This window comes from Sneathiella sp. (genome assembly GCF_036844445.1).
Classification (GTDB): domain Bacteria; phylum Pseudomonadota; class Alphaproteobacteria; order Sneathiellales; family Sneathiellaceae; genus Sneathiella.
Genome location: NZ_DAIUFV010000002.1, coordinates 473,243 through 498,871 on the forward strand (window position 1 = coordinate 473,243; position 25,629 = coordinate 498,871).

The 25,629-nt window shown below is 60.8% G+C and carries 27 protein-coding genes and 1 pseudogene; 7 read left to right on the plus strand and 21 right to left on the minus strand.

Going from position 1 to position 25,629, the window contains the following annotated elements; translation table 11 throughout:
- Positions 1 to 39: 39 nt before the first annotated feature.
- From leuB to ffh, 8 genes are all read right to left on the minus strand, one after another.
- A complete protein-coding gene (gene leuB, locus V7Z56_RS05695; RefSeq protein ID WP_334128401.1) occupies positions 40 to 1,152 on the minus strand; it encodes a 3-isopropylmalate dehydrogenase in 1,113 nt (370 codons plus the stop codon).
- 36 nt (positions 1,153 to 1,188) lie between these two features.
- Complete coding sequence (gene leuD, locus V7Z56_RS05700; RefSeq protein ID WP_334128402.1) at positions 1,189 to 1,794, minus strand: 3-isopropylmalate dehydratase small subunit; 606 nt, start codon at positions 1,792 to 1,794, stop codon at positions 1,189 to 1,191.
- A 1-nt stretch (position 1,795) separates the two neighbouring features.
- The gene (gene leuC / locus V7Z56_RS05705; RefSeq protein ID WP_334128403.1) at positions 1,796 to 3,211 is read right to left on the minus strand and encodes a 3-isopropylmalate dehydratase large subunit; all 1,416 of its coding nucleotides are present in this window, start codon (positions 3,209 to 3,211) and stop codon (positions 1,796 to 1,798) included.
- Positions 3,212 to 3,285: 74 nt separating this feature from the next.
- Positions 3,286 to 3,672, minus strand: a complete 387-nt coding sequence (gene rplS, locus V7Z56_RS05710; RefSeq protein WP_334128404.1) for a 50S ribosomal protein L19 — start codon at positions 3,670 to 3,672, stop codon at positions 3,286 to 3,288.
- A gap of 14 nt (positions 3,673 to 3,686) precedes the next feature.
- On the minus strand, positions 3,687 to 4,388 hold the full coding sequence (trmD, locus tag V7Z56_RS05715; RefSeq protein WP_334128405.1) for a tRNA (guanosine(37)-N1)-methyltransferase TrmD: 702 nt from the start codon (positions 4,386 to 4,388) through the stop codon (positions 3,687 to 3,689).
- Between the two features lie 30 nt (positions 4,389 to 4,418).
- Complete coding sequence (gene rimM, locus V7Z56_RS05720) at positions 4,419 to 4,979, minus strand: ribosome maturation factor RimM (protein WP_334128406.1); 561 nt, start codon at positions 4,977 to 4,979, stop codon at positions 4,419 to 4,421.
- An 11-nt stretch (positions 4,980 to 4,990) separates the two neighbouring features.
- Positions 4,991 to 5,410: a 30S ribosomal protein S16 gene (rpsP, locus tag V7Z56_RS15670; protein WP_443023751.1), complete on the minus strand. Its 420-nt coding sequence runs from the start codon at positions 5,408 to 5,410 to the stop codon at positions 4,991 to 4,993.
- 34 nt (positions 5,411 to 5,444) lie between these two features.
- Positions 5,445 to 6,806 (minus strand): signal recognition particle protein, encoded by a 1,362-nt coding sequence (gene ffh / locus V7Z56_RS05730; RefSeq protein WP_334128407.1) that lies wholly within the window; start codon positions 6,804 to 6,806, stop codon positions 5,445 to 5,447.
- 246 nt (positions 6,807 to 7,052) lie between these two features.
- Between ffh and dapF the strand changes: the two genes are divergently transcribed.
- The 4 genes and pseudogenes from dapF to V7Z56_RS05750 all read left to right on the plus strand — a co-directional run bounded on the left by dapF (position 7,053) and on the right by V7Z56_RS05750 (position 10,705).
- The gene (dapF, locus tag V7Z56_RS05735) at positions 7,053 to 7,892 is read left to right on the plus strand and encodes a diaminopimelate epimerase (protein WP_334128408.1); all 840 of its coding nucleotides are present in this window, start codon (positions 7,053 to 7,055) and stop codon (positions 7,890 to 7,892) included.
- Complete coding sequence (mtaB, locus tag V7Z56_RS05740; RefSeq protein WP_334128409.1) at positions 7,892 to 9,154, plus strand: tRNA (N(6)-L-threonylcarbamoyladenosine(37)-C(2))-methylthiotransferase MtaB; 1,263 nt, start codon at positions 7,892 to 7,894, stop codon at positions 9,152 to 9,154. The genes dapF and mtaB overlap by 1 nt, the downstream gene beginning before the upstream one ends.
- Positions 9,127 to 10,116: pseudogene (gene ftsY, locus V7Z56_RS05745) on the plus strand (signal recognition particle-docking protein FtsY); the annotation flags it as partial. The gene mtaB and the pseudogene ftsY, both read left to right, overlap by 28 nt.
- A gap of 13 nt (positions 10,117 to 10,129) precedes the next feature.
- Positions 10,130 to 10,705, plus strand: coding sequence for a septation protein A (locus V7Z56_RS05750; protein ID WP_334128411.1), 576 nt, complete (start codon positions 10,130 to 10,132; stop codon positions 10,703 to 10,705).
- Positions 10,706 to 10,709: 4 nt separating this feature from the next.
- Here V7Z56_RS05750 and V7Z56_RS05755 read toward each other — a convergent pair whose 3' ends face one another.
- The 11 genes from V7Z56_RS05755 to ccmA all read right to left on the minus strand — a co-directional run bounded on the left by V7Z56_RS05755 (position 10,710) and on the right by ccmA (position 19,332).
- Positions 10,710 to 11,480, minus strand: a complete 771-nt coding sequence (locus V7Z56_RS05755; protein WP_334128412.1) for a DUF4197 domain-containing protein — start codon at positions 11,478 to 11,480, stop codon at positions 10,710 to 10,712.
- 21 nt (positions 11,481 to 11,501) lie between these two features.
- Positions 11,502 to 12,065, minus strand: coding sequence for an NUDIX hydrolase (locus V7Z56_RS05760; RefSeq protein ID WP_334128413.1), 564 nt, complete (start codon positions 12,063 to 12,065; stop codon positions 11,502 to 11,504).
- A 43-nt stretch (positions 12,066 to 12,108) separates the two neighbouring features.
- Positions 12,109 to 13,500 (minus strand): c-type cytochrome biogenesis protein CcmI, encoded by a 1,392-nt coding sequence (gene ccmI, locus V7Z56_RS05765; RefSeq protein WP_334128414.1) that lies wholly within the window; start codon positions 13,498 to 13,500, stop codon positions 12,109 to 12,111.
- Positions 13,497 to 13,991: a cytochrome c-type biogenesis protein gene (locus V7Z56_RS05770; protein ID WP_334128415.1), complete on the minus strand. Its 495-nt coding sequence runs from the start codon at positions 13,989 to 13,991 to the stop codon at positions 13,497 to 13,499. Before V7Z56_RS05770 ends, ccmI begins: the two co-directional genes overlap by 4 nt.
- Positions 13,991 to 14,524 carry a DsbE family thiol:disulfide interchange protein gene (locus V7Z56_RS05775; RefSeq protein ID WP_334128416.1) on the minus strand — a complete coding sequence of 178 codons (534 nt, stop codon included), beginning with the start codon at positions 14,522 to 14,524 and terminating at the stop codon, positions 13,991 to 13,993. Before V7Z56_RS05775 ends, V7Z56_RS05770 begins: the two co-directional genes overlap by 1 nt.
- A 2-nt stretch (positions 14,525 to 14,526) precedes the next feature.
- Complete coding sequence (locus V7Z56_RS05780) at positions 14,527 to 16,524, minus strand: heme lyase CcmF/NrfE family subunit (protein ID WP_334128417.1); 1,998 nt, start codon at positions 16,522 to 16,524, stop codon at positions 14,527 to 14,529.
- 3 nt (positions 16,525 to 16,527) lie between these two features.
- Positions 16,528 to 16,968 (minus strand): cytochrome c maturation protein CcmE, encoded by a 441-nt coding sequence (gene ccmE, locus V7Z56_RS05785; RefSeq protein WP_334128418.1) that lies wholly within the window; start codon positions 16,966 to 16,968, stop codon positions 16,528 to 16,530.
- A complete protein-coding gene (ccmD, locus tag V7Z56_RS05790; RefSeq protein ID WP_334128419.1) occupies positions 16,965 to 17,168 on the minus strand; it encodes a heme exporter protein CcmD in 204 nt (67 codons plus the stop codon). Before ccmD ends, ccmE begins: the two co-directional genes overlap by 4 nt.
- Positions 17,169 to 17,289: 121 nt before the next feature.
- Positions 17,290 to 18,012 carry a heme ABC transporter permease gene (locus tag V7Z56_RS05795; RefSeq protein ID WP_443023762.1) on the minus strand — a complete coding sequence of 241 codons (723 nt, stop codon included), beginning with the start codon at positions 18,010 to 18,012 and terminating at the stop codon, positions 17,290 to 17,292.
- Positions 18,013 to 18,057: 45 nt separating this feature from the next.
- Entirely contained in the window at positions 18,058 to 18,723 is a 666-nt protein-coding gene (gene ccmB, locus V7Z56_RS05800) for a heme exporter protein CcmB (protein WP_334128421.1), read from the minus strand.
- Positions 18,724 to 18,729: 6 nt separating this feature from the next.
- Positions 18,730 to 19,332, minus strand: coding sequence for a heme ABC exporter ATP-binding protein CcmA (ccmA, locus tag V7Z56_RS05805; RefSeq protein ID WP_334128422.1), 603 nt, complete (start codon positions 19,330 to 19,332; stop codon positions 18,730 to 18,732).
- A gap of 222 nt (positions 19,333 to 19,554) precedes the next feature.
- On the opposite strand from ccmA, the gene acnA reads away from it, so the two are divergent.
- The 3 genes from acnA to V7Z56_RS05820 all read left to right on the plus strand — a co-directional run bounded on the left by acnA (position 19,555) and on the right by V7Z56_RS05820 (position 24,039).
- Positions 19,555 to 22,305 carry an aconitate hydratase AcnA gene (gene acnA, locus V7Z56_RS05810; protein WP_443023752.1) on the plus strand — a complete coding sequence of 917 codons (2,751 nt, stop codon included), beginning with the start codon at positions 19,555 to 19,557 and terminating at the stop codon, positions 22,303 to 22,305.
- Positions 22,306 to 22,418: 113 nt separating this feature from the next.
- A complete protein-coding gene (locus V7Z56_RS05815; RefSeq protein ID WP_334128424.1) occupies positions 22,419 to 23,153 on the plus strand; it encodes a DUF1223 domain-containing protein in 735 nt (244 codons plus the stop codon).
- Between the two features lie 73 nt (positions 23,154 to 23,226).
- The gene (locus V7Z56_RS05820) at positions 23,227 to 24,039 is read left to right on the plus strand and encodes an NUDIX hydrolase (protein ID WP_334128426.1); all 813 of its coding nucleotides are present in this window, start codon (positions 23,227 to 23,229) and stop codon (positions 24,037 to 24,039) included.
- 30 nt (positions 24,040 to 24,069) lie between these two features.
- On the opposite strand, the gene V7Z56_RS05825 is transcribed toward V7Z56_RS05820, so the two are convergent.
- Entirely contained in the window at positions 24,070 to 24,396 is a 327-nt protein-coding gene (locus tag V7Z56_RS05825) for a hypothetical protein (RefSeq protein ID WP_334128427.1), read from the minus strand.
- Positions 24,393 to 25,484 (minus strand): hypothetical protein, encoded by a 1,092-nt coding sequence (locus tag V7Z56_RS05830; RefSeq protein ID WP_334128428.1) that lies wholly within the window; start codon positions 25,482 to 25,484, stop codon positions 24,393 to 24,395. The genes V7Z56_RS05825 and V7Z56_RS05830 overlap by 4 nt, the downstream gene beginning before the upstream one ends.
- Between the last annotated feature and the right edge of the window lie 145 nt (positions 25,485 to 25,629).

Sequence of the window (25,629 nt, forward strand, 5' to 3'; positions counted from 1 at the left end):
CCGGCGAACCGGAGGTTAACTCACACACGCCTGCCAGCGTCAGCCATTGGCCTCATCCAGTGCGCGAATGATGGCATTGCCCATTTCCGTCGTGGAAACCTGCGTCATGCCGGGCGACATGATATCGCCAGTGCGGATGCCGCTAGCAAGTACTTTCTGCACCGCGCCTTCAACAAGATCCGCTTCTGTGCCCATATCGAAACTATAGCGCAGCGCCATGGCATAGGAAAGGATCGTCGCGATCGGATTGGCGATCCCTTTACCCGCGATATCGGGGGCCGAGCCATGAACGGGCTCATAAAGCGCCTTGCGCCGCCCGGTAGCATCGACATCGCCAAGCGAAGCGGAGGGCAGCATGCCGAGCGAGCCGGTCAGCATCGCCGCGCAGTCGGAGAGGATATCGCCAAAGAGATTATCGGTGACGATGACGTCGAACTGCTTGGGCTTGCGCACCAGCTCCATCGCCGCCGCGTCAGCATACATATGGCTGAGCTCGACGTCCGGGAATTCGCTGTCGTGGATTTTCTGCACTTCCTCGCGCCAGAGAACGCCCGATTCCATGACGTTCGCCTTCTCGCTCGAGCAGACGCGGTTACCCCGCTTGCGCGCCAGCTCAAAGGCGACGCGGGCAACGCGGTGGATTTCCGGGGTGGTGTAAACCTGCGTATTGACGCCGCGGCGGATACCATTGCCAAGATCCTGAATGCCGCGCGGCTCCCCGAAGTAAACGCCGCCTGTCAGTTCGCGCACGATCATGATGTCGAGCCCGCTGACCAGCTCCGGCTTCAGGCTCGAGGCATCGACCAGCGCATCGAAGCAGACGGCCGGGCGGAGGTTGGCGAACAGCTCGAGATCTTTGCGAAGGCGCAGCAGGCCCCGCTCCGGCTTGATGGAAAAATCGAGCTTGTCCCACTTCGGACCGCCCACAGCGCCGAGCAGGACCGCGTCCACATTCATCGCCTTCTCGACCACTTCATCGGTGATCGGAATGCCGTGCTTGTCAATTGAACTGCCGCCAACGAGATCTTCATCCACATCGAAAGAGACCGCCCGGTTCTTTTCCATCCAGTTGACGATGCGGCGGACTTCGCCCATCGCTTCAGGACCGATACCGTCGCCAGGGAGGATCAGCAAAGATTTGTTTGATGCCATTTTTATTACTTTCTTGCTATTGCTGGACCGCTGATTTCAGAGCCACGGCTGGGTAAGCTTGCGGGTGTCCTCATACTCCGTGACCTTGTTCGCTTTGCGCAGCGTCAGGCCGATCTCGTCGAGACCTTCCAGCAGGCACTGCTTGTTGAACGGGTCGATGTCGAAGTGGATCACGCCGCCGTCGGGGCCGCGAATTTCCTGCGCTTCGAGATCAACGGAAATGGTCGCGTTGGAACCACGCGCGGCATCGTCCATCAGCTTCGCGAGATTTTCCGGCGACACGACGATCGGAAGAATGCCGTTGCGGAAACAGTTGTTGTGGAAGATATCCGCAAAGCTCGTCGAAATGACGCAGCGAATGCCGAAATCGAGCAGTGCCCAGGGCGCATGCTCACGGCTCGAGCCACAGCCGAAGTTATCGCCCGCGATCAGGATCTGGGCGTTCCGGTAGGCCGGCTGGTTCAGCACGAAATCGGGGTTCTCGTTGCCGTCCCGATCGTAGCGCAGTTCGGCAAAAAGATTCTTGCCAAGGCCCGCGCGCTGAATGGTCTTCAGAAACTGCTTGGGGATGATCATGTCGGTGTCGATATTGACAAGCGGCATGGGCGCGGCAACAGCCGTCAGTTTATTGAATTTTTCCATTTCAGTTCCCCTTGTACATGTCACGCACATCGGTCAGGCGACCGGTCACGGCCGCTGCGGCCGCCATTGCCGGGCTCACCAGATGGGTGCGCCCGCCGCGTCCCTGCCGCCCCTCGAAGTTGCGGTTCGACGTGGAGGCGCAGCGATCGCCTTCTTCCAGCTTGTCCGCATTCATGGCAAGGCACATCGAGCAGCCGGGCTCGCGCCATTCAAAACCGGCATCCTGAAAGATCTTGTCCAGCCCCTCTTCTTCCGCCTGAAGCTTGACGAGGCCCGAACCCGGAACGATGAGGGCGCGGACGCTCTCCTTCACCTTGCGGCCTTCGACGACCTTGGCGACGGCGCGCAGATCCTCGATACGACCGTTCGTGCAGGAGCCGATAAACACATGATCAACCTCGATATCCGAGAGCTTCATACCTGCCGTCAGACCCATATATTTGAGGGCCCGCTCAGCCGCCGCCCGCTTGCCGGCATCGGCGTAGCTCTCCGGCGCCGGGACGTTTGCGGTGATCGGCAGCGCATCTTCCGGGCTCGTTCCCCAGGTGACGTAAGGGACAAGCTCGCTTGCGTTGATCTCAACTTCCTTGTCGAAATGCGCGCCGTCATCGGTCTTCAGCGTCTTCCAATAGGCGACCGCCTGCTCGAAGAGGGCGCCCTTCGGAGCGTAAGGCCGGCCCTTGATATAGTCGAAGGTTGTTTCATCCGGCGCAATCAGGCCGGCGCGCGCGCCCGCCTCGATCGTCATGTTGCAGAGCGTCATCCGCCCTTCCATGGAAAGGGCGCGGACCGCATCACCGGTGTATTCGATCACGTGGCCGGTGCCGCCGGCGGTGCCGATCTTGCCGATGATGGCAAGGGCGATGTCCTTTGCGGTGACACCGAACGGGATCTCACCCGTCACGGTCACGCGCATATTCTTCGCCTTCTCCTGAACCAGCGTCTGCGTCGCCAGAACATGCTCGACCTCGGACGTGCCGATCCCATGCGCGAGCGAGCCGAATGCGCCGTGGGTGGAGGTATGGGAATCGCCGCACACAATCGTCATGCCCGGCAGGGTCAACCCCTGCTCCGGACCGATGATATGCACGATCCCGCGCCGGTCGTCGGTCATCGAGAAATAGGGAATGCCGAAGTCCGCCGTATTGGCTTCAAGCGTCTCGATCTGCAGCTTGCTTTCAGGGTCGGTGATGCCCTTGTCGAGATCCTTGGTCGGGACGTTGTGGTCGGCAACGGCAAAGGTCGCGTCGGGCCGGCGAACCGTGCGCTTGGCGGCGCGCAGTCCTTCGAACGCCTGCGGGCTCGTGACCTCATGAACAAGATGACGATCAATGTATAGAATGTAGGTCTCGTCCTGTAATTTATCTACAACATGACTGTCCCAGATCTTGTCATACAAGGTTTTCGGAGTTCCCATTATTCTATCCTCATGAAAGCCAGTTATTCTGCCTGTATTATTCCGTGTTTCGTGCCCGTGGGGAGCGGGGCGGCTTACTTGCCGCCCTTTTCCGCATACCGGTCTTCGCGGCGCTCGCGGATGCGGGCCTTCTTGCCGCGCAGTTCGCGGAGGTAGTAGAGTTTCGCGCGGCGAACGACGCCCTGACGGACGAGTTCGATGCGGTCGATCCGCGGCGAATACAGTGGGAAGATACGCTCAACCCCTTCACCGTAGGAAATCTTGCGGACCGTGAAGTTGGCGTTGATACCGCCGCCGGCACGGGCAATACAGATCCCTTCGAATGCCTGCACACGCTCCCGCGCGCCTTCGACAACCTTCACATGCACGCGCACGGTGTCTCCGGGACGAAACTCGGGAACGGGACGTTCCGCAGTCAGTTTATCGATTTGCTCCTGCTCAAGCTTTTCAACCATGTTCATTGGCGTTCACCCTTTCAAAATTTACGCTCGCGGCGGTCCCACAGGTCCCGCCTTCTGTTCTTCGTCAATTCCTCGGACTGACGTTGCCGCCAGTCCCTGATCTTCTCGTGATGGCCCGAGAGCAGAACGTCCGGAACCGCGCGCCCTTCCCAGACCGGTGGTCGGGTGTAATGGGGATATTCCAGCAACCCGTCCGCAAAACTCTCTTCCTCCAGCGACGCGCTGTTGCCGGTTACCCCGGGCAGCAGCCGCACCACCGCATCCATCAGCGCAAGCGCCGCAATCTCGCCGCCCGACAGGATGAAGTCGCCGAGGCTGACTTCCTCCACCTCGCGGGCCTCGAGAACCCGCTGATCGACCCCTTCAAAGCGACCGCAAAGCAGGATAACCCCCGGCTCCGCCGCCAGCTCCCGAACCAGAGCCTGATCCATCACCCGGCCGCGCGGACTGAAATAGATCACTTTCGTGATCCCGTCCGCCTTGTGCCTGGCCGCATCGATCGCCGATGCCACCACATCCGGCCGCATCACCATCCCGGCGCCGCCACCAAACGGGCTGTCATCCACCGTGCGGTGCCGATCGGTTGCGAAGTCACGGATATCCGTCACCGTCATCGCCCAGTCGCCCCGCTGCAGCCCTTTTCCCGCCAGGCTCTGCCCGAGCGGTCCCGGAAACATCTCCGGAAAAAGACTGAGGACATGGGCCGTCCACACCATCTGCTCTCCTCATCCCGGCCAGCGCGGCCCTTAAACGTCGGACCCTTCCGCCCGGCGATCGGGAACAGAGAAAAACCCGTCTTCCAGATCGACGACAACCCGGCCGCCCGCGACATCAACCACCGGCACCCGCTCCGCCGTAAAGGGAACCAGAACAGCCTCCCTGACATCGCTTGACGTCGGGTCAGGACGGACATCCAGCATATCTCCGGCACCAAAGTCGAATACACGCTCAATGGTGCCGAGCTTCGTCCCGTCCCGGAAGAATACCGCAAGACCGATCAGATCAGCATGATAGTATTCTTCCCCGTCCTCTGTCTCGGGCAATCGCTCGCGGGCGACGTAAAGCTCCGTTCCTTTCAGGGCCTCCGCCGCGGTGCGGTCCGATATACCCGCAATCCGCGCCACGGGCAAACCTTTGCTGAAGCCGACGACCTTCACCTTGAAGGTCGTCTTCCCGGACGCGTCTTCCAAGGGGCCATAGGCGGCGATATTTTCGGGATCTTCGGTGAAGCTTTTGATCTTCACCTCGCCCCTGATGCCCTTCGCCCCGACGATCACGCCCAGCAGCACCCGCTCTGCCACAGGCACGTACCCTTTCCTTAGGCCTCGGCCGGCTGTTCCGAATCGTCGGATGCTTCCTCCGCCGGAGCCTCAGCCGCCGCAGCAGCTTCTTCCTCAGCGGCCTTGCGGGCCTCTTCCTGCTCGCGCAGACGCTCCTGCGCCTTCGCCTTCGGCTTCGCTTTCTCGGGGTTGCTCCGCACCGGTGCCTCGCTCAGACCCGCCGACGCCATCAGACGCACAACGCGGTCGGTCGCCTTCGCGCCGTTGCTGATCCAATGCTGGATCCGCTCGCCGTCGAGCGAGACACGATCCGCATGATCTTTCGGCAGCATCGGGTTGTAGGTGCCCAGACGCTCGATATAGCGGCCATCGCGCGGGCTGCTGGCTTCGGCAACAACGACGCGGTAGAATGGACGTTTTTTCGCACCCTGACGAGTAAGGCGAATTTTAAGTGCCATAGTAGGTTCTTTCCTCTAACAAACTTGATTTCGGTTAAAACTTCATGCCGGGAGGAAGAAGGCTCTGCATACCCCCGCGGGCAATGCCCTTCTTTCCCAGCTTTTTTACTTTCTTCATCATATCGGCCATCTGCTTGTGTTGTTTCAGCAGACGGTTGACATCCTGCACGGTCATGCCCGAGCCCGCCGCGATGCGCTTCTTGCGCGAGGCGGCAATGATCTGGGGATTGCGCCGTTCCTTCGGGGTCATCGACTGGATCATCGCTTCCTGACGGATCAGCAGCCGATCATCAAGATTGGCGCTGTCGAGCTGCTTTTTCATCTTGCCGATACCCGGCAGCATCCCGATCAGGCTGCTCATCCCGCCCATTTTGCGCATCTGACGAAGCTGGCTCGCAAGGTCATCAAGATCGAAATGACCCTTCTGCATCTTTTGGGCGAGACGTTCCGCCTCTTCCTTCTCGATGGTTTCCGCCGCCTTCTCGACCAGCGACACGATATCGCCCATGCCGAGGATGCGGTTGGCGATCCGGTCCGGATGGAAGGCCTCAAGGGCATCGAGCTGTTCGCCGGTGCCGAGCAGTTTGATCGGGCAGCCGGTCACCTCCCGCATGGAGAGAGCGGCGCCGCCGCGGCCATCGCCGTCGATTCGCGTCATCACGATGCCGGTCACGTTGACGCGGGCCTTGAACTGTTCCGCGACGTTGACGGCATCCTGACCGGTCAGGCTGTCGACAACGAGCAGCGTTTCGGTCGGCGCGGTTTCGCGGTGGACCGCCTCCATCTCCGCCATGAGAGATTCGTCCACATGCAGGCGGCCGGCGGTATCGAGCATGACCACATCGATACCCTGCAGCTTCGCCGACTGGACGGCACGCCTGGCGATATCGACGGGCATCTGGCCGGCGATGATCGGCAGCGTCGCGATGCCGGTCTGCTCGCCGAGCACTTTAAGCTGCTCCTGCGCGGCCGGACGGCGCACGTCGAGCGACGCCATCAGAACCTTCTTGTTCTTCTTCTCGGTCAGCCATTTGGCGATCTTCGCGGTCGAGGTGGTTTTACCCGAACCCTGCAGGCCGACCATCATGTAGACGACGGGCGGGACCGCGACGAGATTAAGCTCCTGCTGTTCGGAGCCCAGCATTTCGACGAGTTGGTCGTGAACGACCTTGATCACCATCTGCGCCGGGTTGACGGATTTCAGAACCTCCGTCCCGACGGCGCGGGTCTTGACGCGCTTGATAAAGCTCTTGACGACCGGCAGGGCCACGTCCGCTTCAAGCAGTGCCACGCGCACTTCGCGCAGCGCTTCCGAGACATCCGCCTCGGTCAGTGCACCGCGTTTGGTGAGGCGCCCTAAAACGTCGCCCAGCCTGCCTGTCAAATTTTCGAACATATGGTTTACGGCCCGTTCAAAATCCGGTGAAAATCCTGACCCCGACCCTCAAATGCACAACGCAAAAAACGTCAGGGCGCGAAACTCGCGGGCTGACGGATACCGGTAACGGTACTTTATATGTGCGACTCAATTGCCGTGATGGGGCGGAATTAGCCACAGCCCCTCGCATAAGTCAAGCAGAACCGCCGATCTCCCCTGATAAATCTCTGGACCGGAGGCGTTGAAACGCCTATATCGCGGGATATGGAACAAATACCCTTCATCAAGATGCACGGCCTTGGCAATGATTTCGTCATTATTGACGGGCGAGCGCGCGTGCCCGAGCTTTCGCCGGATGCGCTGCGCGCCATTGGCGACCGGCATCGCGGCGTCGGGTATGACCAGCTGATCGTCATGGAACCTGCAAATGGCCCTGCCGACATCTTCATGCGGATTTATAATTCCGACGGCACGGAAGCGGAAGCCTGCGGCAACGCCACCCGCTGCGTCGCCTCGCTGCTGATGGAAGAGGCGGACCGCAACAATGTTCTGATCGAGACCCGCGCCGGGCTTCTGAAGGGCGAGAGCGCAGATCGCCAGCATATCGTGATCGACATGGGCGCGCCGAAGACGAGCTGGCGCGATATCCCGCTCGCCCGCGAGGAAGATACGGCGCATATCAATCTTACCATCGGGCCGCTCAGTGATCCGGTCGGCGTCAATATGGGCAATCCGCACGCGGTGTTCTTTGTCGAGGATGCCGATGCGATCGATCTTGCGAAATGGGGACCGATCGCGGAGACCGATCCGATCTTCCCGCAGAAGGCCAATATCAGCGTCGCAAGCAAAATGGCGGACGGTGACTTTCGCCTCCGCGTGTGGGAGCGCGGCGTCGGCATTACGCTCGCGTGCGGCTCGGCGGCCTGCGCGACCATGGTGGCGGCCAACCGGCGCGGCCTTGCGGGCAACGCGGCGCGGCTCCATCTCGACGGCGGCGCGCTTGATCTCAGCATCGGCGAGGACGGACATGTCTTTATGGCCGGGCCGGTCGCCACCGCCTATCACGGCGTGCTTGGCCCCGCCCTCCTCCGGGGTGCGTCGTAATGGGAGAAATCAAGCCGCTTGCCGCCCCCGAGATCGTCACTTTCGGCTGCCGCCTCAACACATACGAATCGGAAGTCATGCGCGGTAACGCCATCGCGAACGGCATGACCAATGCGGTGATCATCAACAGCTGCGCGGTGACCAAAGAGGCCGAGCGACAGGCGCGGCAGGCCGTTCGCCGCGCCCGGCGCGAGCATCCGGACGCCACAATCATCGTCACCGGCTGCGCCGCCCAGACCAACCCGGCTCAATTTGAGAAAATGCCGGAAGTCGACAAGATTCTCGGCAACATGGAAAAGCTGGCGCGGGACGCTTTCTCGCTTGAGGGCAGCGAGCGTGTCCAGGTCAACGACATCATGTCGGCCGAGGAGACAGCCGGGCATCTGATCGAAGGGTTTGACGGGCGCGCCCGCGCGTTCCTGCAGATCCAGAACGGCTGCAACCATCGCTGCACCTTCTGTATCATCCCCTACGGGCGCGGCAACAGCCGCTCCGTCCCGCTTGGCGCGATCGTCGATCAGGCGCGCTCCCTCGCCCGCAACGGCTATAAGGAATTTGTTCTCACCGGCGTTGACATCACGGCTTACGGCGAGGACCTGCCGGGCCAGCCGACGCTTGGCCAGATGTGCCGCCGGCTTCTCGCGGCGGTGCCGGAGATCGAGCGCCTCCGCCTCTCCTCACTCGATCCCGTAGAGGTGGACGACGATCTCTGGCGGCTTGTCGAGAGTGAGCCAAGGCTGATGCCGCATCTGCATATCAGCCTGCAGGCGGGCGATGACATGATCCTGAAACGGATGAAGCGCCGGCATTTGCGGGGTGATGTCTATGCTTTCGTTGACAAGGCGCGGCGGCTGCGGCCCGATATCGTGTTCGGCGCCGACATCATTGCCGGCTTCCCGACGGAGACCGACGAGATGGCCGCCAACAGCCTCCGCCTTGTCGAGGAATGTGACATTGCCTATATGCATGTCTTCCCCTACTCCGCGAGGCCCGGTACGCCGGCGGCGAAAATGCCTCAGGTTCCGGGGGATATTCGGAAAATCCGCGCCGCCGCCCTTCGCGACGCGGGAGAGCGCAACCTGCGGCGCTTCCTTGAAACCCTCATTGGCAGCGAGCAGTCGGTTCTTGTCGAGAATGAAACGACCGGACGCACTATTCACTATGCGCCCGTGGATTTTGACTTCACGGCGGCGGGCGGGGATATCATCCCTGTGATAATTACCGCGACCGATGGCCGGAAACTGTTCGCCCGGCGTTTGTAGAAGATGAAGTTGGCATGAGTGAAACACAGGAAAAGAAAGGCTGGTTCAGTCGTCTTCGCGACGGGCTGAAGCGATCCTCTTCCGCTATTTCAGGCGGCATCACGGACATCTTCACCAAGCGCAAGCTCGATGATGACGTGGTCGAGGAGCTTGAAGAACTGCTGATCGGCGCCGATCTTGGCGTCACGACCGCCGCACGGATTTCCGCCAATATTGCCCGCAACCGGTATGACAAGGAGATCTCCCCCGACGAAATCCGAACCGCGCTTGCCGACGAGGTTGCCGCCATTCTGGAGCCCGTCGCTCATCCCTTCACACTCAATGAGAGCCTGAAGCCCCATGTCGTGCTTGTCGTCGGCGTCAACGGATCGGGCAAGACAACAACGATCGGCAAGCTCGCCAAGCAGTACAGCAGCAAAGGCAAAAAGGTGATGCTGGCGGCGGGCGATACCTTCCGCGCCGCTGCCGTTGAGCAGTTGCAGATCTGGGGCGAGCGGACCGGCGCCGAGGTGATGACGACGAAAGTCGGCGGTGATGCGGCGGGGCTCGCTTTCGGCGCGTTTGAAAAGGCAAAGGCGAGCGGCGTTGATCTCCTGCTGATCGACACGGCCGGGCGGCTCCAGAACAAGTCGAACCTGATGGCGGAGCTTGAAAAAATTCTCCGCGTTCTCAAGAAAATGGACCCCGAAGCGCCGCATTCCTGCCTTCTCGTGCTGGATGCAACAACGGGTCAGAACGCGCTGAACCAGGTCGAGATCTTCGGCAAGACCTGCAACGTCAGTGGCCTTGTCATGACCAAGCTTGATGGCACAGCGCGCGGCGGCGTGCTGGTCGCCATCGCCGATCGCTTCGGCCTTCCCGTCCATGCCATCGGTGTCGGCGAGGGGGAAGACGACCTGCAGCCCTTCACGGCAAAAGACTTCGCCCGCGCCCTTGCCGGGGTTGCCGACAACAAAAACTGAAAAGAGAGACAGAATGGCTGAAGAAAGATCAATGCCCAAAGGATTGAAGCCCGCAACCGACCTCGGGCCGATCCTGATTTTCTTCGCCGCCTATTATTTCGGCGATCTCTACATCGCGACCGCGGCGATCATGGTCACCACTCTGATTGCGCTCGCCATTTCCTACTATTATACGCGCAGCCTGCCGATGATGCCGATGGTGACGGCCGTCGTTGTGATGGTGTTCGGCGGCCTCACGCTCTACCTCAACGATGAGACCTTCATCAAAATGAAGCCGACGATCATCTATGCGATTTTCTCGGTCATCCTGTTCGCCGGGCTCGCGCTCGGCAAGTCGTTCATCAAAATTCTGTTCGACAATTTCTGGGATCTCTCCGACGACGGCTGGAAAAAGCTGACGATTCGCCTCGCGGTCTTTTTCCTCGCGATGGCGATCGCTAATGAGATTGTCTGGCGCAACTTCTCAACGGACCTTTGGGTCAATGTGAAGGTGTTCGGCTTTACGGCCGCCACGTTCCTCTTCTTCATCGCCCAGGTTCCGATGATCACCCGCCACCAGAAGCCGCAGGATCCCGACGGGAGCGCGTGAGCGCCTATTTCCCGAAGACGGTTTTGAGAATTTCGGTGGTGCGTTTCACCGGATCCTTCCGGATGGCCGCCTCTTCAACGGCGAGATAGTGAAACAACCCCTCGAGCGCCATCCCGGTTGCATAGTCGGTGAGATCGGTGCGGATATCCGGCACCAGCGGAATATCCCGATATTGCGAGATCAGGCTGTCGTAGGTGGTGAGCGCGCCGACATCCTGAAGCGTCTCCTCCATGACCGGGCGGATCGTCTCCGTCAGCTCGGCGGTCGAGACTTTCCGGAAATATTGCGTCGCCGCGTCATCGGGCCCGTTATAGATCCCTTGCGCATCGTCAAGCGTCATCGAGGAAATGGCGTTATAGATGATTTCCTTGGTCTTCGGCGCCGCCGCCTCCGCGCCGCGGTTCAGCTTCTCCTCCAGCTGGTCGGCAAGGCCGGAGAGGCCAAATTTCCGAAGCAGCGCCTGCGCCTGCTGCATCTTTTCCGGCAGCGGGATATGGATTGCTGGATCGGCGTTATAGCCATCGACCGCACCAACCTGATTGACAACGGCTTCTGTCCCGACGCGAAGCGCCTCTTTCAGGCCCTGAATAATCTCGGAGGTGGAGAGACCGCTGACCGCGCCGCTGCTCCCGCTCCCCTTGCCGCCGCCGGTGACCGAGGAAGTTGTGCTCTCGATTGTTTTTTGCAGCTTGTCGAGAAAGCTCGCCTCGGCGACAAGGCTGAGACCCGTGAGCGCAGCGGCACCCGCAACGGCCGCAATCATCATTTTTTTCATCAGCGTTCCTAACCAGAAAGTCTATCGACGTAACATTTTAAGTGACTTTTCGAGCAACTCTCCGCTCGGGTTGGTGAAAGGGGTGAAGCTGTCGCGATCCATTACCTCTCTAAACTGATGCAGCGCCCAGTAGACAGACGGGAAAGCAAGGTCATCCCACGGAATTTCCGCCCAGTCGAACAGCCGCACCTCGAGGGATTCCGGCCCAACCGCAAAATCCGGCGTATCCAGCACGGCGCGATACATGATCTGTACCTGGCTTATATGGATCACGCTGTAAACCGCGAGGAGGTCACGGATGCGAATTTTCGCCGTCGCTTCCTCCATCGCCTCGCGTTTCGCGCCGTCCTCGACGGCTTCCTTCTGTTCAAGAAACCCGGCGGGCAGCGTCCAATAGCCGCGGCGCGGATTGATGGCGCGTTTGCAGAGCAGAAATTTGTCGCCATAGGTAACGACGGAGCCGACAACGATTTTGGGATTGTCATAGTGAACCCAGCCGCAATCGGCGCAGACGTGACGCTCCATCGTGTCGCCGTCAGGAACTCGGCGCTCAAAGCCGTAATCGTCTGGGTTTGTCGATACCACCGGTCTCGCCTGTCGTTCTTATTATAAGGGACAGGTCAGGCTATCAATTTTTAGCGACCTCGGGAAGGTTCTTTATTGCTTCGCCCGCGGCCGCATGAAGCGGATCGTCCGCCGCTGTCGCCGCCTGCAGGCGGGTCCACAGCCCGCGCGCCGCTTGCTCATTCCCCGCCGTCGCCTCCGCAACGCCGAGATACCAGAGCGCCTCGGGATGATCGGGATCCTTTGTGAGCAATTCGCGATAAAGCCGGACAGCGGAGGCGGGGGGGACGCCGCCCGCCCCTTCTGCGCGCACATGAGCGAAGGCTTCCCCCGCAAGGGCCGCGATATCATCGGGGCGCTCCTCGCGCGCCCGTGCAAAGGCATCCGCGGCCTCTGCATCTTTGCCAAGAACCCGGTAGGCCTCGGCGAGTCGCATCAGACCGTCATAGTCCGGCGTCTCCGCCATGCGCACGGCGAGGCCTTCCACCATTGCCGTGATCATCTCCTGCCGCTCCTGCGCCGTCATGCCGGCAGCATTGGCCATATCTTCACTGGTCGGGCCGCGCGGGCGCTCGGTCGGTGTTTTTACGGCAAATACCGCGCTGACGTCTCTGCCGAGCTCTTCGGCCGCCTGTTCAATCCGGTTCTTGAGAATGGGCATAAAGGGCGCATCGGCGGGGCTGTCCTCATAGAGCGCGATCCACTGATCGAGCGCCGCGCTCATCTCGCCCTGCTCCGCCGCGCGAAGCGCGAGGTAATAGCGCGCGCCCGGATGCGCTGCATCTATCGCCCGGGCCTTTTCAAACGCCGAGGCGGCGGCATCGGTCACATGTCCGCCCGCCGCAAAATAGAAATTCTCACCGGCGCTGACGAACAGCTCGGCCGCATTCGGCGCAAGGATTGTCGCCTTGAGATAGGTCTCGGCCGCCTGCTCATATTGCTCCATCCGGCTGAGGGTGGTGGCAAGCGCCACCCAGCCGTCGAGATTTTCCGGCTGCGCTTTCAGCGCGTCGACCAGACGCTGAACCAGCGCCGCGCCGCTCTGCTGCTGCAGCGCCATCCGCTCCGCCGCAATGTCGCGGGCGGCGAGCGGGCGCGACGGCTGATCCGGCGAGCCAAGCGCCGCGTAAAGGCCAAGGCTCACGACGGGCACGGCAATGATCAGGGCAACGGCAAGCGGCCGGTAACGCCTGTCATCACGCACGGCCTTCCCCGTTCTCTCCGCCGTCCGACCGAGCCGCAGCATCCGCCGCTTTATCTCGATCTCCATGCTTTCGGCATCGCTCCGGCTGATGGTGCCGCGCGCGGAATCGGTCGCGATCTCGTCAAGCTGCTGGCGATAGACATCGAGACTCTGGTCGATATGACGCCGCTCGGGGCTGGCCGGGCGCAGGAAAGGCCAGACAAGAATAGCGACGGCAACCAGCAGGATAACGCCGAGAACAAGCCAGATCATGAAGGATCCTCGCGCCGGTCATCGCCGAGCAGCCGCTCAAGCTCCGCCTCTTCCTCGCGCGTGAAGGCGGCAGGCGCGGCTTCCGTCGCCGGCCGGCTGCGGCCGCGCAGGAAAAGAAAGGTGACGATAAGACCCCCGATGAAAATAATCGCCGGCCCTAGCCAGAGGAGAAGCGTCGTCAGTTTGAACGGCGGATCGAGCAGCACCCAGTCGCCATAGCGGCTGACGAGATAGGCCCTCACGTCGCTATCGCTGTCGCCAAGGGCGATTCGCTCTCGTACGATCTGGCGGAGATCCTTCGCGAGATCGGCATTGCTGTCGAGGATCGACTGGTTCTGGCAGACAAGACAGCGGATCTCCGCCGAGACAGCCCGCGCTCTCGCCTCCAGCGCGGGATCCTCAAGCTGCTGATCGAGAAAGACAGCCGCCGCCGGCAGAGCGGGAAGCGGCAACATAAAGAGGACAAGCAGCATTGTGCGGCAAAGGGCCATCAACTCTCCGCCCTTTCCAGAAATGGCCGGATGCGCATTTCAAATATCGGCGGGGTCAGCGGCCCGATCACCTTGTCGAGAATGGTTCCGTCGGGCCCGATGACGAAGGTTTCCGGCACGCCATAGACGCCGAAATCAATGCCGACGCGCCCCTTAATATCCATCCCCGTCCGCTTGAACGGATTGCCATGCTGGGCGAGCCACTTGGCGGCCGCATCGGGGGTATCCTTGTAGTTCAGCCCGTAGATATCGACAACGTCCTTCTCGCGGAGCTCCATGAAATAGGGATGCTCGACCATGCAGGCGACACACCAGGAGGCAAAGACGTTGAGCAGCACCACCTTCCCCGTCGCAAGATCGGTTTTCGCAAGATCCGGCCCGTAACCCGGCACGGCCTCAAGCGCGAATTCAGGCGCCGGCCGGCTCACCAGCTCGGATGGGATCTCCGTCGGGTTGAGGTTGAAGAGCGCATACCACATGATCGCGGCGATCGCCGCAAAGGTGAGGACGGGGACAAGGAACCGCAACCGCATGATTATCCCTTTGCTTCCGTGAGGCCAGAGGCGAGCGCTTTTTTCTCGCGGCTCCGCCCTGGTGCGCCAAGGCGGAGACGGCGATCACTGAGGCTGAGCGCGCCGCCCGCGAACATAACAAAGGACCCGATCCAGATCCAGGAGACGAAGGGCTTGTGATAGATCCGCACCGCATAACCGTCCGCGCCGTCACTCTCGCCGACCACCGCGTAAAGATCCGCGCTCAGCATGGGGCGGATCGCGGCTTCGGTCGTTTCCATCGGCGGATTGCTGTAACGGCGCTGCTCAGGGTAAAGACGAATGCCTTTGTCACTCCCTCTCGTGACAAAGAAAGTGCCGCGATCGGACTGGTAGTTCGGCCCGGCGATCGTCTCGACGCCATCAAAGCGGAAATCATAGCCGCCGACGGTGACCGTCTCGCCGGGCGTCATAACGCCGAGATGCTCCGACTGCCACGTTTCCGAGGCCGTGATGCCGAGGACAACGAGTGCGACGCCGATATGGGCGACGGTCATGCCATGCGCGCTTCGCGGAAGCTGCCGCCAGCGTCGCCAGCTGCTGGCAAGGGACGCGCGGAAAAGTTTGATCCGGTCGGCATATTCAAAGAGCGATCCCAGCAGCAGCCACGCAAAAATTCCCATCCCGACAAGCGCCATCACCGGTGTCTCAAACCGCCACCAGAGGAGAGCGCCAACCATCCCCAATGTGAGAAGGGCCACGAACTTCAGGCGCGACAGGACACCCGCAAGATCGGCGCGCTTCCACGACAGAAACGGCCCGATGGCCATCACGACGATAAGCGGAATCGCGAGCGGCAGGAAGGTCGCCTCGAAAAACGGCGGGCCGACGGAGACTTTCGCGCCCGTAAAGGCATCGAGAAAGATCGGATAAAGGGTGCCAAGAAGAATGGTCGCCGTAGCCGCCGAGAGCAGCAGGTTGTTCAGCACCAGCGCGCCTTCGCGGCTGATCGGTGCAAACAGCCCGCCGCCTTTCATCATCGGCGCACGAATGCCGTAGAGGAGGAGCGAGCCGCCGATCACAACGATCAGGAACATCAGGATAAAAACGCCGCGCGCCGGATCCGTCGCGAAAGCATGCACGGAGTTGAGCACACCGGAGCGGACAAGGAAGGTCCCGAGCAGGCTGAGGCTGAAGGCGACAATCGCAAGCAGGATCGTCCAGTTCTTGAGCGCGTCGCGCTTCTCCACCACGATGGCGGAATGCAAGAGCGCCGTCGCTGCGAGCCACGGCATGAAGGAGGCGTTCTCCACCGGATCCCAGAACCACCAGCCGCCCCAGCCGAGCTCATAATAGGCCCACCAGCTCCCGAGCGCGATGCCGATGGTGAGAAAGCCCCAGGCGGCGAGCGTCCACGGGCGCACCCAGCGCGCCCAGGCCGGATCAACGCGCCCTTCAATCAGCGCCGCGATGGCGAAGGAGAAAGTGACCGAAAGCCCGACATAGCCGAGATAGAGGAACGGCGGGTGAAAGGCGAGCCCCGGATCCTGCAGCAGCGGGTTCAGCCCGTTGCCATCGAGGGGCACCGGGCTTAACCGCTCGAACGGGTTGGAGGTGAACAGGATAAACAGCAGGAAACCGACGCCGATCAGCCCTTGCACAGCCAGCACCCGCGCTTTCAGCGTGTCGGGCAGCTTGCGTCCGAACAGGGCGACTGCGAGGCCGAACAGCGCGAGGATCCATGCCCAGAGCAGCAGCGATCCCTCGTGATTCCCCCATACGCCGCTGATCTTGTAGAGCATCGGCTTCAGGGAGTGGGAATTCTGCGCGACATTCAGGATGGAAAAATCGCTCGTCACATAGCCATAGGTCAGGCAGGCAAAGGCGACGGTGATCGCGAGAAACTGGACAGCGGCGGAATTGCCGGCAAATCCCATCATCGGCTGGCTGCCCCGCGCCGCGCCAGCAAGTGGCACCGACCCTTGAAACAGCGCTGTCACCAGCGCGAGGATAAGGGCGAACTGTCCGATTTCCGCGACCATAGATCAGTTATCCGTCCCGGGTTTCCATTCCCCGGATTTCTTGAGCGCATCGGCGACTTCCGGCGGCATATAATTCTCATCATGCTTGGCGAGCACGTTCTGCGCGACGAACACGCCCTCTTCATTGAAGGCGCCTTCCGTCACCACGCCCTGTCCCTCGCGAAAGAGATCGGGCAGCATGCCTTCAAACGTCACCGGCACGGTCTCATTGAGATCGGTCACCGAGAAGCTGACGCGCACGCCTTCCTTTTTGACGCTCCCCTCTTCAACGAGGCCGCCAAGGCGGAAATTGCGCCCTGCCGGCATCGGACTCTCGACGAGGTCCGTCGGGCTTCGGAAAAAGACGAGGCTGTCCTGGAAAGAGGTGAGCACCAGAGCCACCGCAACCGCAAGGACGCTCATCCCGGCGAGGACGAAATAAAGCCGACGCTGCTTGCGGGTCATGAGAGGCTATCCTCCGCTGTCCCCCGCGTCGCGCGCGACGGCCTGCGGTCGCTGCGGGCGGCTTCGGCGAGCGCGAGTTCGCGCTCAACGGTTTTCAGCCGCTGTCGGCTCTGCAGATAGAGTGCGAGCAGCGTCACGGCAGAGATGACAAAACAGGGCCAGACATACAGCGCGTAACCGCCCATCTGAAAAAAAGTCATAACCTGGTCCAAAATGCCCTCTAAATTTTTGCTCCGGCAAAGATATAATGTCTTTACCGCTAAAATACAGAAGTCCGCGCCCCTGATGCGTCACAATGCCGCGATCCGGGAGCGCCGGATATTACTGCTCTCTCACCTCGGAAATCTGCAGGATCCGCAGGCGCCGCGTGAGGATTTCCGCCCGGACGCGCATAATCAGCAGCATCACGAAGAAAGCCGTGTAGGCAAGCGCCATGACCAGCAGGGGAATAAGGATCGAGCTGTGGATCTTCGGCCCCGCCATGGTCGCGACGCTCGCCGGCTGGTGCAGCGTATTCCACCAATCGACGGAGAATTTGATGATCGGGACATTGACGATGCCGACAAGCGCAAGGATTGCCGCCGCCTTCGCCGCCTTGGTCTGATCATCAAAACTCTCCCACAGCGCCATATAGCCGAAATAGAGAAAGAGCAGGATCAGCATGCTGGTCAGCCGCGCGTCCCACACCCAGAAGGTGCCCCACATCGGCTGCCCCCACAGCGCGCCGGTGACCAGCGCGAGGAAAGTAAAGCAGGCGCCGATCGGCGCGGCCGCCTTGGCCGTGAGGTCGGCGACCGGATGCTTCCAGATCAGCCCGACGGCGGACGAGATCGCCATCATTGTATAAACCATCAGCCCCATCCAGGCAGCCGGCACATGCACGAACATGATCCGCACCGTCTCGCCCTGCTGATAATCCGGCGGGGCGACAAAGAGAGCGAGATAAAGGCCGGCACCTAGCAGGACGACCGTGAGAGCGACACTCCACGGATAGATCGCGCCGATGATCGACAAAAACCGGCGCGGGTTGGCGTACTTGTGCAGATTGATGGCCATGCCTTGTCTTGTTCCGTTTTCCCTATATAGCCTCTAGATGAGGGACAGCCGCAAGGCCGCCGCTGCTGCGAGGGGCCCCATAACCAATGCGCCGAGTGAAATGCCGCCGAGCAACAGAAGATGCGGCGCCACCGGCAACAGGGCAATGGCCGCCTCAACAGCCGCCACGCCGAAAATCAACACCGGTATATATAACGGAAGCACCAGCAGTGACAATAACACACCGCCGCGTCGCATTGCCACAGTCAGCGCCGCGCCAACGGCCCCGATCAGGCTGAGCGTCGGCGTGCCGATCAGCAGCGCAAGCACCAGCGCGAGAACGCCGTCGAGCGGGATGTTGAGCGACAGGGCGAGAATGGGGGCGATCAGAACAAGCGGCAGAACAGAGGTCAGCCAGTGCGCGATCACCTTCGCGAGCACCAGCATTTCAATCGGCAGCGGCCCGATCAAAAGCAGATCGAGCGAGCCATCCTCGAAATCGGCCTGAAACATCCGATCAAGCGTCAGCAGACAGGCGAGCAAGGCGGCAACCCACATGACGCCCGGTCCGATCCGCGCCAGCACCGCAAGCTCCGGCCCGACGCCGAGCGGAAAGAGCACGATGGTAATCACGAAAAAACACAAGCTCAGCGCAACCGCGCTGCCCTGGCGGATCGCCAGTGTGATATCGCGGCGTATGACGCTCAGGAACCGCCTCATCTGACATCACCCATCCAGATCGATGCTGCGGACATTCTCAAGCCCGAGATCCTGATGTGTGGCAAAAAGCGCCATTCCGCCGGCCGCGAGATGCTCGGCCAAACGATTGCGGAAGAGATCGATAAAATGCCGGTCGAGCGCGCTTACCGGTTCATCAAGGATCCAGAACGCGGCTTTCGAGGCGGCGAGACGGGCGAGATTGGTGCGCTTCTTCTGCCCCTGGGAGAGCAGCCCCGCGGGCATGTCGGCAAGACCCCCGAGTTCAAACTCCCCAAGCCCCTTCTCGATATCGGCATCGCCGTGATAGCCGGCCCAGAAGCGGATATTCTCCCGCACGGTGAGGACGGGCTTCAGGGCATCCTGATGGCCGACATAATGACAGTCCGCGCCGTAACTCTCCGATGCGGTGAAAATATCTTCGCCCCGCCAGGTGATCCGTCCCCCGGCCGGGCGCAGCAGCCGCGCGCAGATGCGCAAGAGTGAGGACTTGCCGGCGCCGTTTCGTCCCCTGACCCAGATCGCCTCCCCCGGCGACAGGGCAAAAGAGAGATCCTTGAAAATCAACTGGTCCGCCCGCTGGCAGGCGAGATTGTCGACGGAAAATTCCATAGCGGCAGCAGTCACTCCAACGGGACAGGGTCGGGCAGGCGCCCGCCTCTCTGACTACAGCAAGTTGGGCGCACAGGCAAATATTTGCATCCCTCGCGCGACTTGAAAGGGCGATTGGCCGATTTCATGCGCCTCTTGCAGAGGAAGGGACAGACAATTGACAGCTTTCCACCTTAGTACTTGAGAATTTTTCAAAATTAGGGCACATACCGAACTATAATTATGGATGCCGGGCAACCCGGCATTTCCCGTTCCCCCTACCTCTCAAGGAGCGAAACGTTGACAATAACTGGTCACGACAGCCTTAAAGTTCGCCGCACTCTCGAAGTTGATGGCGAAACATATGCATATTATAGCCTTCCGGAAGCTGAAAAAGCCGGGCTTGGGGATTTGTCCCGCCTCCCCTTCTCTCTGAAAGTGCTCCTCGAAAATCTGCTCCGCCACGAAGACGGTCGCACCGTCACGTCTGATGACGTCACCGCCCTTGCCGGCTGGCTAAAAGAACGCAAGGCGGACCGCGAAATTGCCTATCTCCCGGCCCGCGTCCTGATGCAGGACTTCACCGGTGTTCCGGCTGTCGTCGATCTCGCCGCCATGCGCGATGCGATGGTCGCCCTCGGCGGTGATCCGGAGAAGATCAATCCCCTGGCGCAGTGCGATCTCGTCATCGACCACTCGGTCATGGTTGACAGATTTGGCACCGCCACCGCGTTCCGGCAGAACGTCGAGATTGAGATGGAACGGAACGGCGAGCGCTATGCCTTCCTCCGCTGGGGCCAGAAAGCGTTCAACAATTTCCGCGTCGTACCGCCCGGAACCGGCATCTGCCATCAGGTAAACCTTGAATATCTGGCGCAGACTGTCTGGACCAGCAAGGACCAGAACGGCACGGCAATCGCCTATCCCGACACGCTGGTCGGCACCGACAGCCATACGACGATGGTCAACGGCCTTGCCGTTCTCGGCTGGGGCGTCGGCGGTATCGAGGCGGAGGCCGTCATGCTCGGCCAGCCGATCTCCATGCTGATCCCCGAAGTCGTCGGCTTCAAGCTGACCGGCAAGCTGCGCGAGGGAACGACGGCAACCGACCTCGTTCTCACCGTAACGCAGATGCTCCGCGCCCACGGCGTTGTTGGCAAGTTTGTCGAATTCTACGGCCCCGGCGTTGCCGAACTCAGCCTCGCCGACCGGGCGACCATCTCCAACATGGCCCCCGAATATGGCGCGACCTGCGGCTTCTTCCCGATCGACGCAGAGACGATCAACTATCTTACCTTCACCGCGCGCGATCCGAAGCGAGTCAAACTGGTTGAAGCCTACGCCAAGGCGCAGGGCATGTGGCGGGACGAGAAAACGCCGGATCCGGAATTTTCCGCGACGCTGCATCTCGACATTTCCACCGTCGAGCCGAGCCTTGCCGGGCCGAAGCGGCCGCAGGATCGCGTTCAGCTCACGAACGCAGCCCGCGCCTTCAAGGAAGCTCTTCCCGATCTCGCAGATGCCGACAGCACCATCGAGGCGAAATACCAGGTACCGGGCAAGGATTACAAACTCGGCCACGGCGATGTGATCATCGCCGCGATCACCTCCTGCACCAACACCTCGAACCCGAACGTGATGCTGGCGGCCGGTCTCGTTGCGCGCAACGCACTCGCCAAGGGCCTGACCGTCAAGCCGTGGGTCAAGACCTCGCTCGCACCCGGCTCGAAGGTGGTCACCGACTATCTGACGAGGGCCGGCCTGCAGGATGATCTCGATGCACTCGGCTTTAACCTTGTCGGTTACGGCTGCACGACCTGTATTGGTAACTCCGGCCCGATCGATCCGGCCATCGCCGATCTGATTTCCGAAAAGGAGCTCGTTGCCTGCTCGGTTCTCTCGGGCAACCGCAACTTCGAAGGCCGCATCAGCCCGCAGGCGAAAGCGAACTATCTCGCCTCCCCGCCGCTGGTCGTTGCCTATGCAATCGCCGGCTCCATCAATATCGACATCACGAAGGATCCGCTTGGCACCGACAAGGACGGCAAGCCGGTTTACCTGAAGGATATCTGGCCGACCAACGCCGAAGTCCAGCAGACCGTTCGCGAGGCCGTTACCCGCGAAATGTTCGAAACGCAGTATGCGGACGTTTTCTCGGGCGACGCGACATGGCAGTCGATCGAGGTGGCCGAGGGACAGACCTATGACTGGGACGCCTCCTCCACCTATGTCCAGCATCCGCCTTATTTCGAGGGGATGCAGAGGGAGCCGGGCGTTCCCTCCGACATTCGGGGCGCGCGCATCCTTGCGCTGCTCGGAGATTCAGTGACCACCGACCATATTTCTCCGGCGGGCGCCATCAAGGCGGACGGACCGGCGGGCGAATATCTCAAGGCCCACAATGTTGCGCCGAAGGATTTCAACTCCTATGGCTCGCGTCGCGGCAACGACAAGGTCATGACCCGCGGCACCTTCGCCAACATCCGCCTGCGCAACGAAGTCGCGCCCGGCACCGAGGGCGGCATCACCCGCCACATGCCGGACGGAACGCAGATGTCAATTTATGACGCGTCCGTCAAATATCGCGAGGAAGGCGTCCCGCTGGTCGTCTTCGCCGGCGAGGAATATGGCACCGGCTCCAGCCGCGACTGGGCCGCGAAGGGCACGCTGCTGCTCGGCATCAGGGCCGTCATCGCCGAAAGCTTTGAGCGTATTCACCGTTCCAACCTCGTTGGCATGGGCATTCTGCCCCTGCAGTTCCCCGAGGGGATGAGCCGCAAGACGCTGAAGCTCGACGGCAGCGAAGTGATCGACCTGATCGGCATCGAAAATGGCATCAAGCCGCGGATGAATGTTCTCTGCCGGATCACGCGCAAGGACGGATCGACCGAGGAAGTCAATCTGCTTTGCCGAATCGATACGCTGGACGAAGTGGAGTATTACCGCCACGAAGGTATCCTGCAGTATGTTCTGCGGAACCTTCTAGCAAGCTGATATATTTGCTTGACGCAAAACAAACGGCGGCTTTCAGGCCGCCGTTTTTCATTCACTTCTCTCTCACTGACAGGTGATTTGTCTGTGAATGGGGATTGGTTTAGTTACACCATATGCACAAACTCCGGGTCAGACAGTTCGTATTCAACGCGGCGATCGCCCTCTTTATTCTGACGGGCGCGAACGAGGCGGCCTCCGAAAGCGCCCATCAGCCGCAAATGGTGGTGGAGCTTTTCACCTCGCAAGGCTGCAGCTCCTGCCCGCCCGCTGACAAGTTCCTCGGCGAGCTTGTCCGCAACACGGATATTCTCGGCCTTTCGTTTTCGGTCACCTACTGGGATTATATCGGCTGGAAGGACGTTTTCGCGAGCGAGGCGAACGATGCCCGCCAGGACGCCTATCGCGATCATCTCCGCTCACGCTATGTGTATACTCCGCAAATGGTGATCGGCGGCGTCAAACATGTTGTCGGATCTGACCGGAGCAGCGCGGAAGCCTTGATCAAGAAGCTCAGCGGACAAATGACTCGGCTGCCGCTGGAATGGTCCTTTGACGGCGATCAGTTGAACATCGTCCTGCCGGACGGCTCGGGCGACGCGACGCTCTGGCTGTTCGATCTCGACCACGAAGAGAACATCGATATCCGCCGCGGCGAGAACAAGGGCCGGGTCGTCACCTATCATAATATCGTGCGCAAGATTCGCTCCCTCGGCCAATGGGACGGCAAGGAGAAAATCATCCGTCTCGATCTCGCCGACATCCGCGCGCAGGGCCGTGAAGGTTGCGCCCTTGTCGTGCAGCAGCGGGGATATGGCCCTATTCTCGCGGCGCTTGAAGTCTCATTTTGAGAGAAACTCCTATTTGGTTGATCCCGCTCTCGCTCTCGGGCACAATGTTCCAAAAGAAGAATAATGGTGCCCTATGACAGATAAAACAGCTCCCCTTAAACCTGCCGCAACTGTCCTACTCGTTCGCGATTGCGCGAAGCCGAGCGACAGGCTCGAAGTGTTCATGGTGGTCCGCCATCATCAGATCGACTTCGCGTCCGGTGCGCTCGTCTTTCCGGGCGGCAAGGTGGATGACGCGGATATGGACCCGGCCCTTGCCGACTTTCTGCCCGATCACGATCAGAAGGACGATCCGCTCCGCCCGTTCAAGGTTGCATCAATCCGCGAGAGCTTCGAAGAGGCGAATATTCTCCTCGCGCGGAACCGCAGCACCGGGGAGCTGGTGACCCATGAGCGGCTGCTTGATCTTTCGAAATACCGTATGCCGCTGCAAACAGGCGAGTTGCCGCTCCTTGAGATGATCCGGAACGAAAACCTTGAACTCGCGACGGACCTGCTCGGCCATTATGCGCACTGGATCACGCCGTCCTATATGCCGAAGCGCTTCGATACGCATTTCTTTATCGCCGAAGCGCCGCCGCACCAGCTTGGCGCCCATGACGGAACGGAATCGGTTGATTCGGTCTGGGTCGGGCCCAACGAGGTTCTCGAGGAAGCAGATAAGGGCCGCTATACGGTGATTTTCCCGACCCGCATGAATGTTGAGGCGCTCTGCCGCTTCGGAACTTCCGAGGATGCCCTTCTCCACGCCAAAAGACACAAGCCTTTCACGGTTGAGCCGAAGGTCGAAGTCACGGAGGAAGGCAGATTTTTGCTGATCCCGAAGGAAGCGGGCTATAGCGTCACGCGCAATCCCGTCGACAGGATCATGGACAAGTCGCGCTAAGATCGCCCCCCGCGGCGGCGCAATACTGGCTCACACCAGCAGGGAAAGGACGATCCCTATCCCTTTCGAGAGCATTGTGAAGACCGCGCGGTCTTCCGCCTCCCGTTCGGCGATCCAGCCCGAGAGAGCCGTGAGATCCGCCTTGCTGTTGCGAAGCGCCGCCGTCACGACGGCATAGTCCGCATCCCGCTCTTCAATCTCGCGCGCCTGCAGATGCTGGATCTCGCCGTAGAGGGCGGTTTTCGATTTTTCCACCATGGCAAGCTGGCGGGCGGGAAGATGCGATACATCCTGCGCGTTCAGCATATCGAGACCGGCTTGCAGCTTTTGAAGCGCCTCGGCAAATGTTTCAGTCATTGTGGCATCTCCTTATCGCCGGCTGCTGCAATTTGCCCCGCCGGCGCATCTGGCGCGGCACCCGCAAGCGCCGCGAGGGTGGATCTCGCGCCGTCGATACGTTCCTTGAGAGCGGCCGTCTCCTCGTGAAAGAGCAGGGAGCGGGACGCCGCCAGCAGGGACGCGGATGCCTCGCCCGCATTGCTCTCACGAACAGCCGTCTCAAAGGCGCTATGGGTTGCGACCATCGCGATCAGCGCGGACTGGGTTTGCGCGAGCAGCGTATCGACGGACGCTGCAAACTTCTGCAGCGTGACAAGATGCGTCACCACAGCGCGGCGCGCGATGCTACTCTCCGCCTGCGTCGTCAAATGGGCCAGACGGTCCTTCCAGACCGTGACGTTGAAGGCGATTGCGGTTGCGACAATGGAGCGAAGGCCACCCCGGCAGAGCTTCAGGCTGCGCATATCATCATCAATGTCGTTGGCCGGCGCCGTGAAGCTGCATTTGGCTGACTGATCGCTCGGCGCACCGATATCGACATAAAGCAGCAGCGCTGATTTTCGCACGGCCTCGCCCCCCTTCTCCAGGATGGGTGCGAGCCGCCGATCCCGCTCGGGCAGCAGGAAGAACTCGTCGAATAGATCGAGGTCATTGATAAGCTGATCCGATTGCAGGAGCGAGAGAGAATGCGACAGGCTGAAACTGTCGGCAGTGAGCGATTTAAGCCCCGCCGCCGCGCCGGAGACGCCAGAATAGACGGCGCTCGCGCTCTGCCCCTTGCCGATTGCCGCCAGACCCGAGACATAGCCTTCAAGGGCGGCGAGCAGATCCTGCCGCGCAGCGATATCGCGGGCGCTGAAGAGCGGCTTCAGATCCGTATCGGGCGTCCCGCCAAGCTCAAGCTGGAAGAGCAGGCTGTCGGTGAAGCCAAGGGTGTTGATTTCCTCCGCAAGCTCAAATTCCTCGGCGATCACCGCAGAGAGCACCGTCACATCCTCGGCGAACCGTGTCATCTCCTCCGCAACGAACACATCCTTGACCGCCGTGCAGGCGGACGCGCCGGGCAGAATACAGATGATCAGGAGAAGTTTGCCAAGTCGGATCATTCAAGTCGTCATTCCATGGGGTCACAGCTTCTCATGTAAGAGTAAAGTGTATTTTTTCAATTAATATATCGCTATAGTTGTTTTTAGCTATAAAAAAACTGCCGGATTATGTTTCCGGCAGTCTTTTTTCAGTCACGCAGAGGCG

Coding starts and splice junctions, on each gene's coding strand:
- leuB (WP_334128401.1), bottom strand. CDS start 1,152: ATGGCATCAAACAAATCTTTGCTGATCCTCCCTGGCGACGGTATCGGT.
- leuD (WP_334128402.1), bottom strand. CDS start 1,794: ATGGAAAAATTCAATAAACTGACGGCTGTTGCCGCGCCCATGCCGCTT.
- leuC (WP_334128403.1), bottom strand. CDS start 3,211: ATGGGAACTCCGAAAACCTTGTATGACAAGATCTGGGACAGTCATGTT.
- rplS (WP_334128404.1), bottom strand. CDS start 3,672: ATGAACATGGTTGAAAAGCTTGAGCAGGAGCAAATCGATAAACTGACT.
- trmD (WP_334128405.1), bottom strand. CDS start 4,388: ATGGTGTGGACGGCCCATGTCCTCAGTCTTTTTCCGGAGATGTTTCCG.
- rpsP (WP_443023751.1), bottom strand. CDS start 5,410: ATGGCACTTAAAATTCGCCTTACTCGTCAGGGTGCGAAAAAACGTCCA.
- ffh (WP_334128407.1), bottom strand. CDS start 6,806: ATGTTCGAAAATTTGACAGGCAGGCTGGGCGACGTTTTAGGGCGCCTC.
- dapF (WP_334128408.1), top strand. CDS start 7,053: ATGGAACAAATACCCTTCATCAAGATGCACGGCCTTGGCAATGATTTC.
- mtaB (WP_334128409.1), top strand. CDS start 7,892: ATGGGAGAAATCAAGCCGCTTGCCGCCCCCGAGATCGTCACTTTCGGC.
- V7Z56_RS05750 (WP_334128411.1), top strand. CDS start 10,130: ATGGCTGAAGAAAGATCAATGCCCAAAGGATTGAAGCCCGCAACCGAC.
- V7Z56_RS05755 (WP_334128412.1), bottom strand. CDS start 11,480: ATGAAAAAAATGATGATTGCGGCCGTTGCGGGTGCCGCTGCGCTCACG.
- ccmI (WP_334128414.1), bottom strand. CDS start 13,500: ATGATCTGGCTTGTTCTCGGCGTTATCCTGCTGGTTGCCGTCGCTATT.
- V7Z56_RS05770 (WP_334128415.1), bottom strand. CDS start 13,991: ATGGCCCTTTGCCGCACAATGCTGCTTGTCCTCTTTATGTTGCCGCTT.
- V7Z56_RS05775 (WP_334128416.1), bottom strand. CDS start 14,524: ATGCGGTTGCGGTTCCTTGTCCCCGTCCTCACCTTTGCGGCGATCGCC.
- V7Z56_RS05780 (WP_334128417.1), bottom strand. CDS start 16,524: ATGGTCGCGGAAATCGGACAGTTCGCCCTTATCCTCGCGCTGGTGACA.
- ccmE (WP_334128418.1), bottom strand. CDS start 16,968: ATGACCCGCAAGCAGCGTCGGCTTTATTTCGTCCTCGCCGGGATGAGC.
- ccmD (WP_334128419.1), bottom strand. CDS start 17,168: ATGACTTTTTTTCAGATGGGCGGTTACGCGCTGTATGTCTGGCCCTGT.
- ccmB (WP_334128421.1), bottom strand. CDS start 18,723: ATGAGGCGGTTCCTGAGCGTCATACGCCGCGATATCACACTGGCGATC.
- ccmA (WP_334128422.1), bottom strand. CDS start 19,332: ATGGAATTTTCCGTCGACAATCTCGCCTGCCAGCGGGCGGACCAGTTG.
- acnA (WP_443023752.1), top strand. CDS start 19,555: ATGGATGCCGGGCAACCCGGCATTTCCCGTTCCCCCTACCTCTCAAGG.
- V7Z56_RS05815 (WP_334128424.1), top strand. CDS start 22,419: ATGCACAAACTCCGGGTCAGACAGTTCGTATTCAACGCGGCGATCGCC.
- V7Z56_RS05820 (WP_334128426.1), top strand. CDS start 23,227: ATGACAGATAAAACAGCTCCCCTTAAACCTGCCGCAACTGTCCTACTC.
- V7Z56_RS05825 (WP_334128427.1), bottom strand. CDS start 24,396: ATGACTGAAACATTTGCCGAGGCGCTTCAAAAGCTGCAAGCCGGTCTC.
- V7Z56_RS05830 (WP_334128428.1), bottom strand. CDS start 25,484: ATGATCCGACTTGGCAAACTTCTCCTGATCATCTGTATTCTGCCCGGC.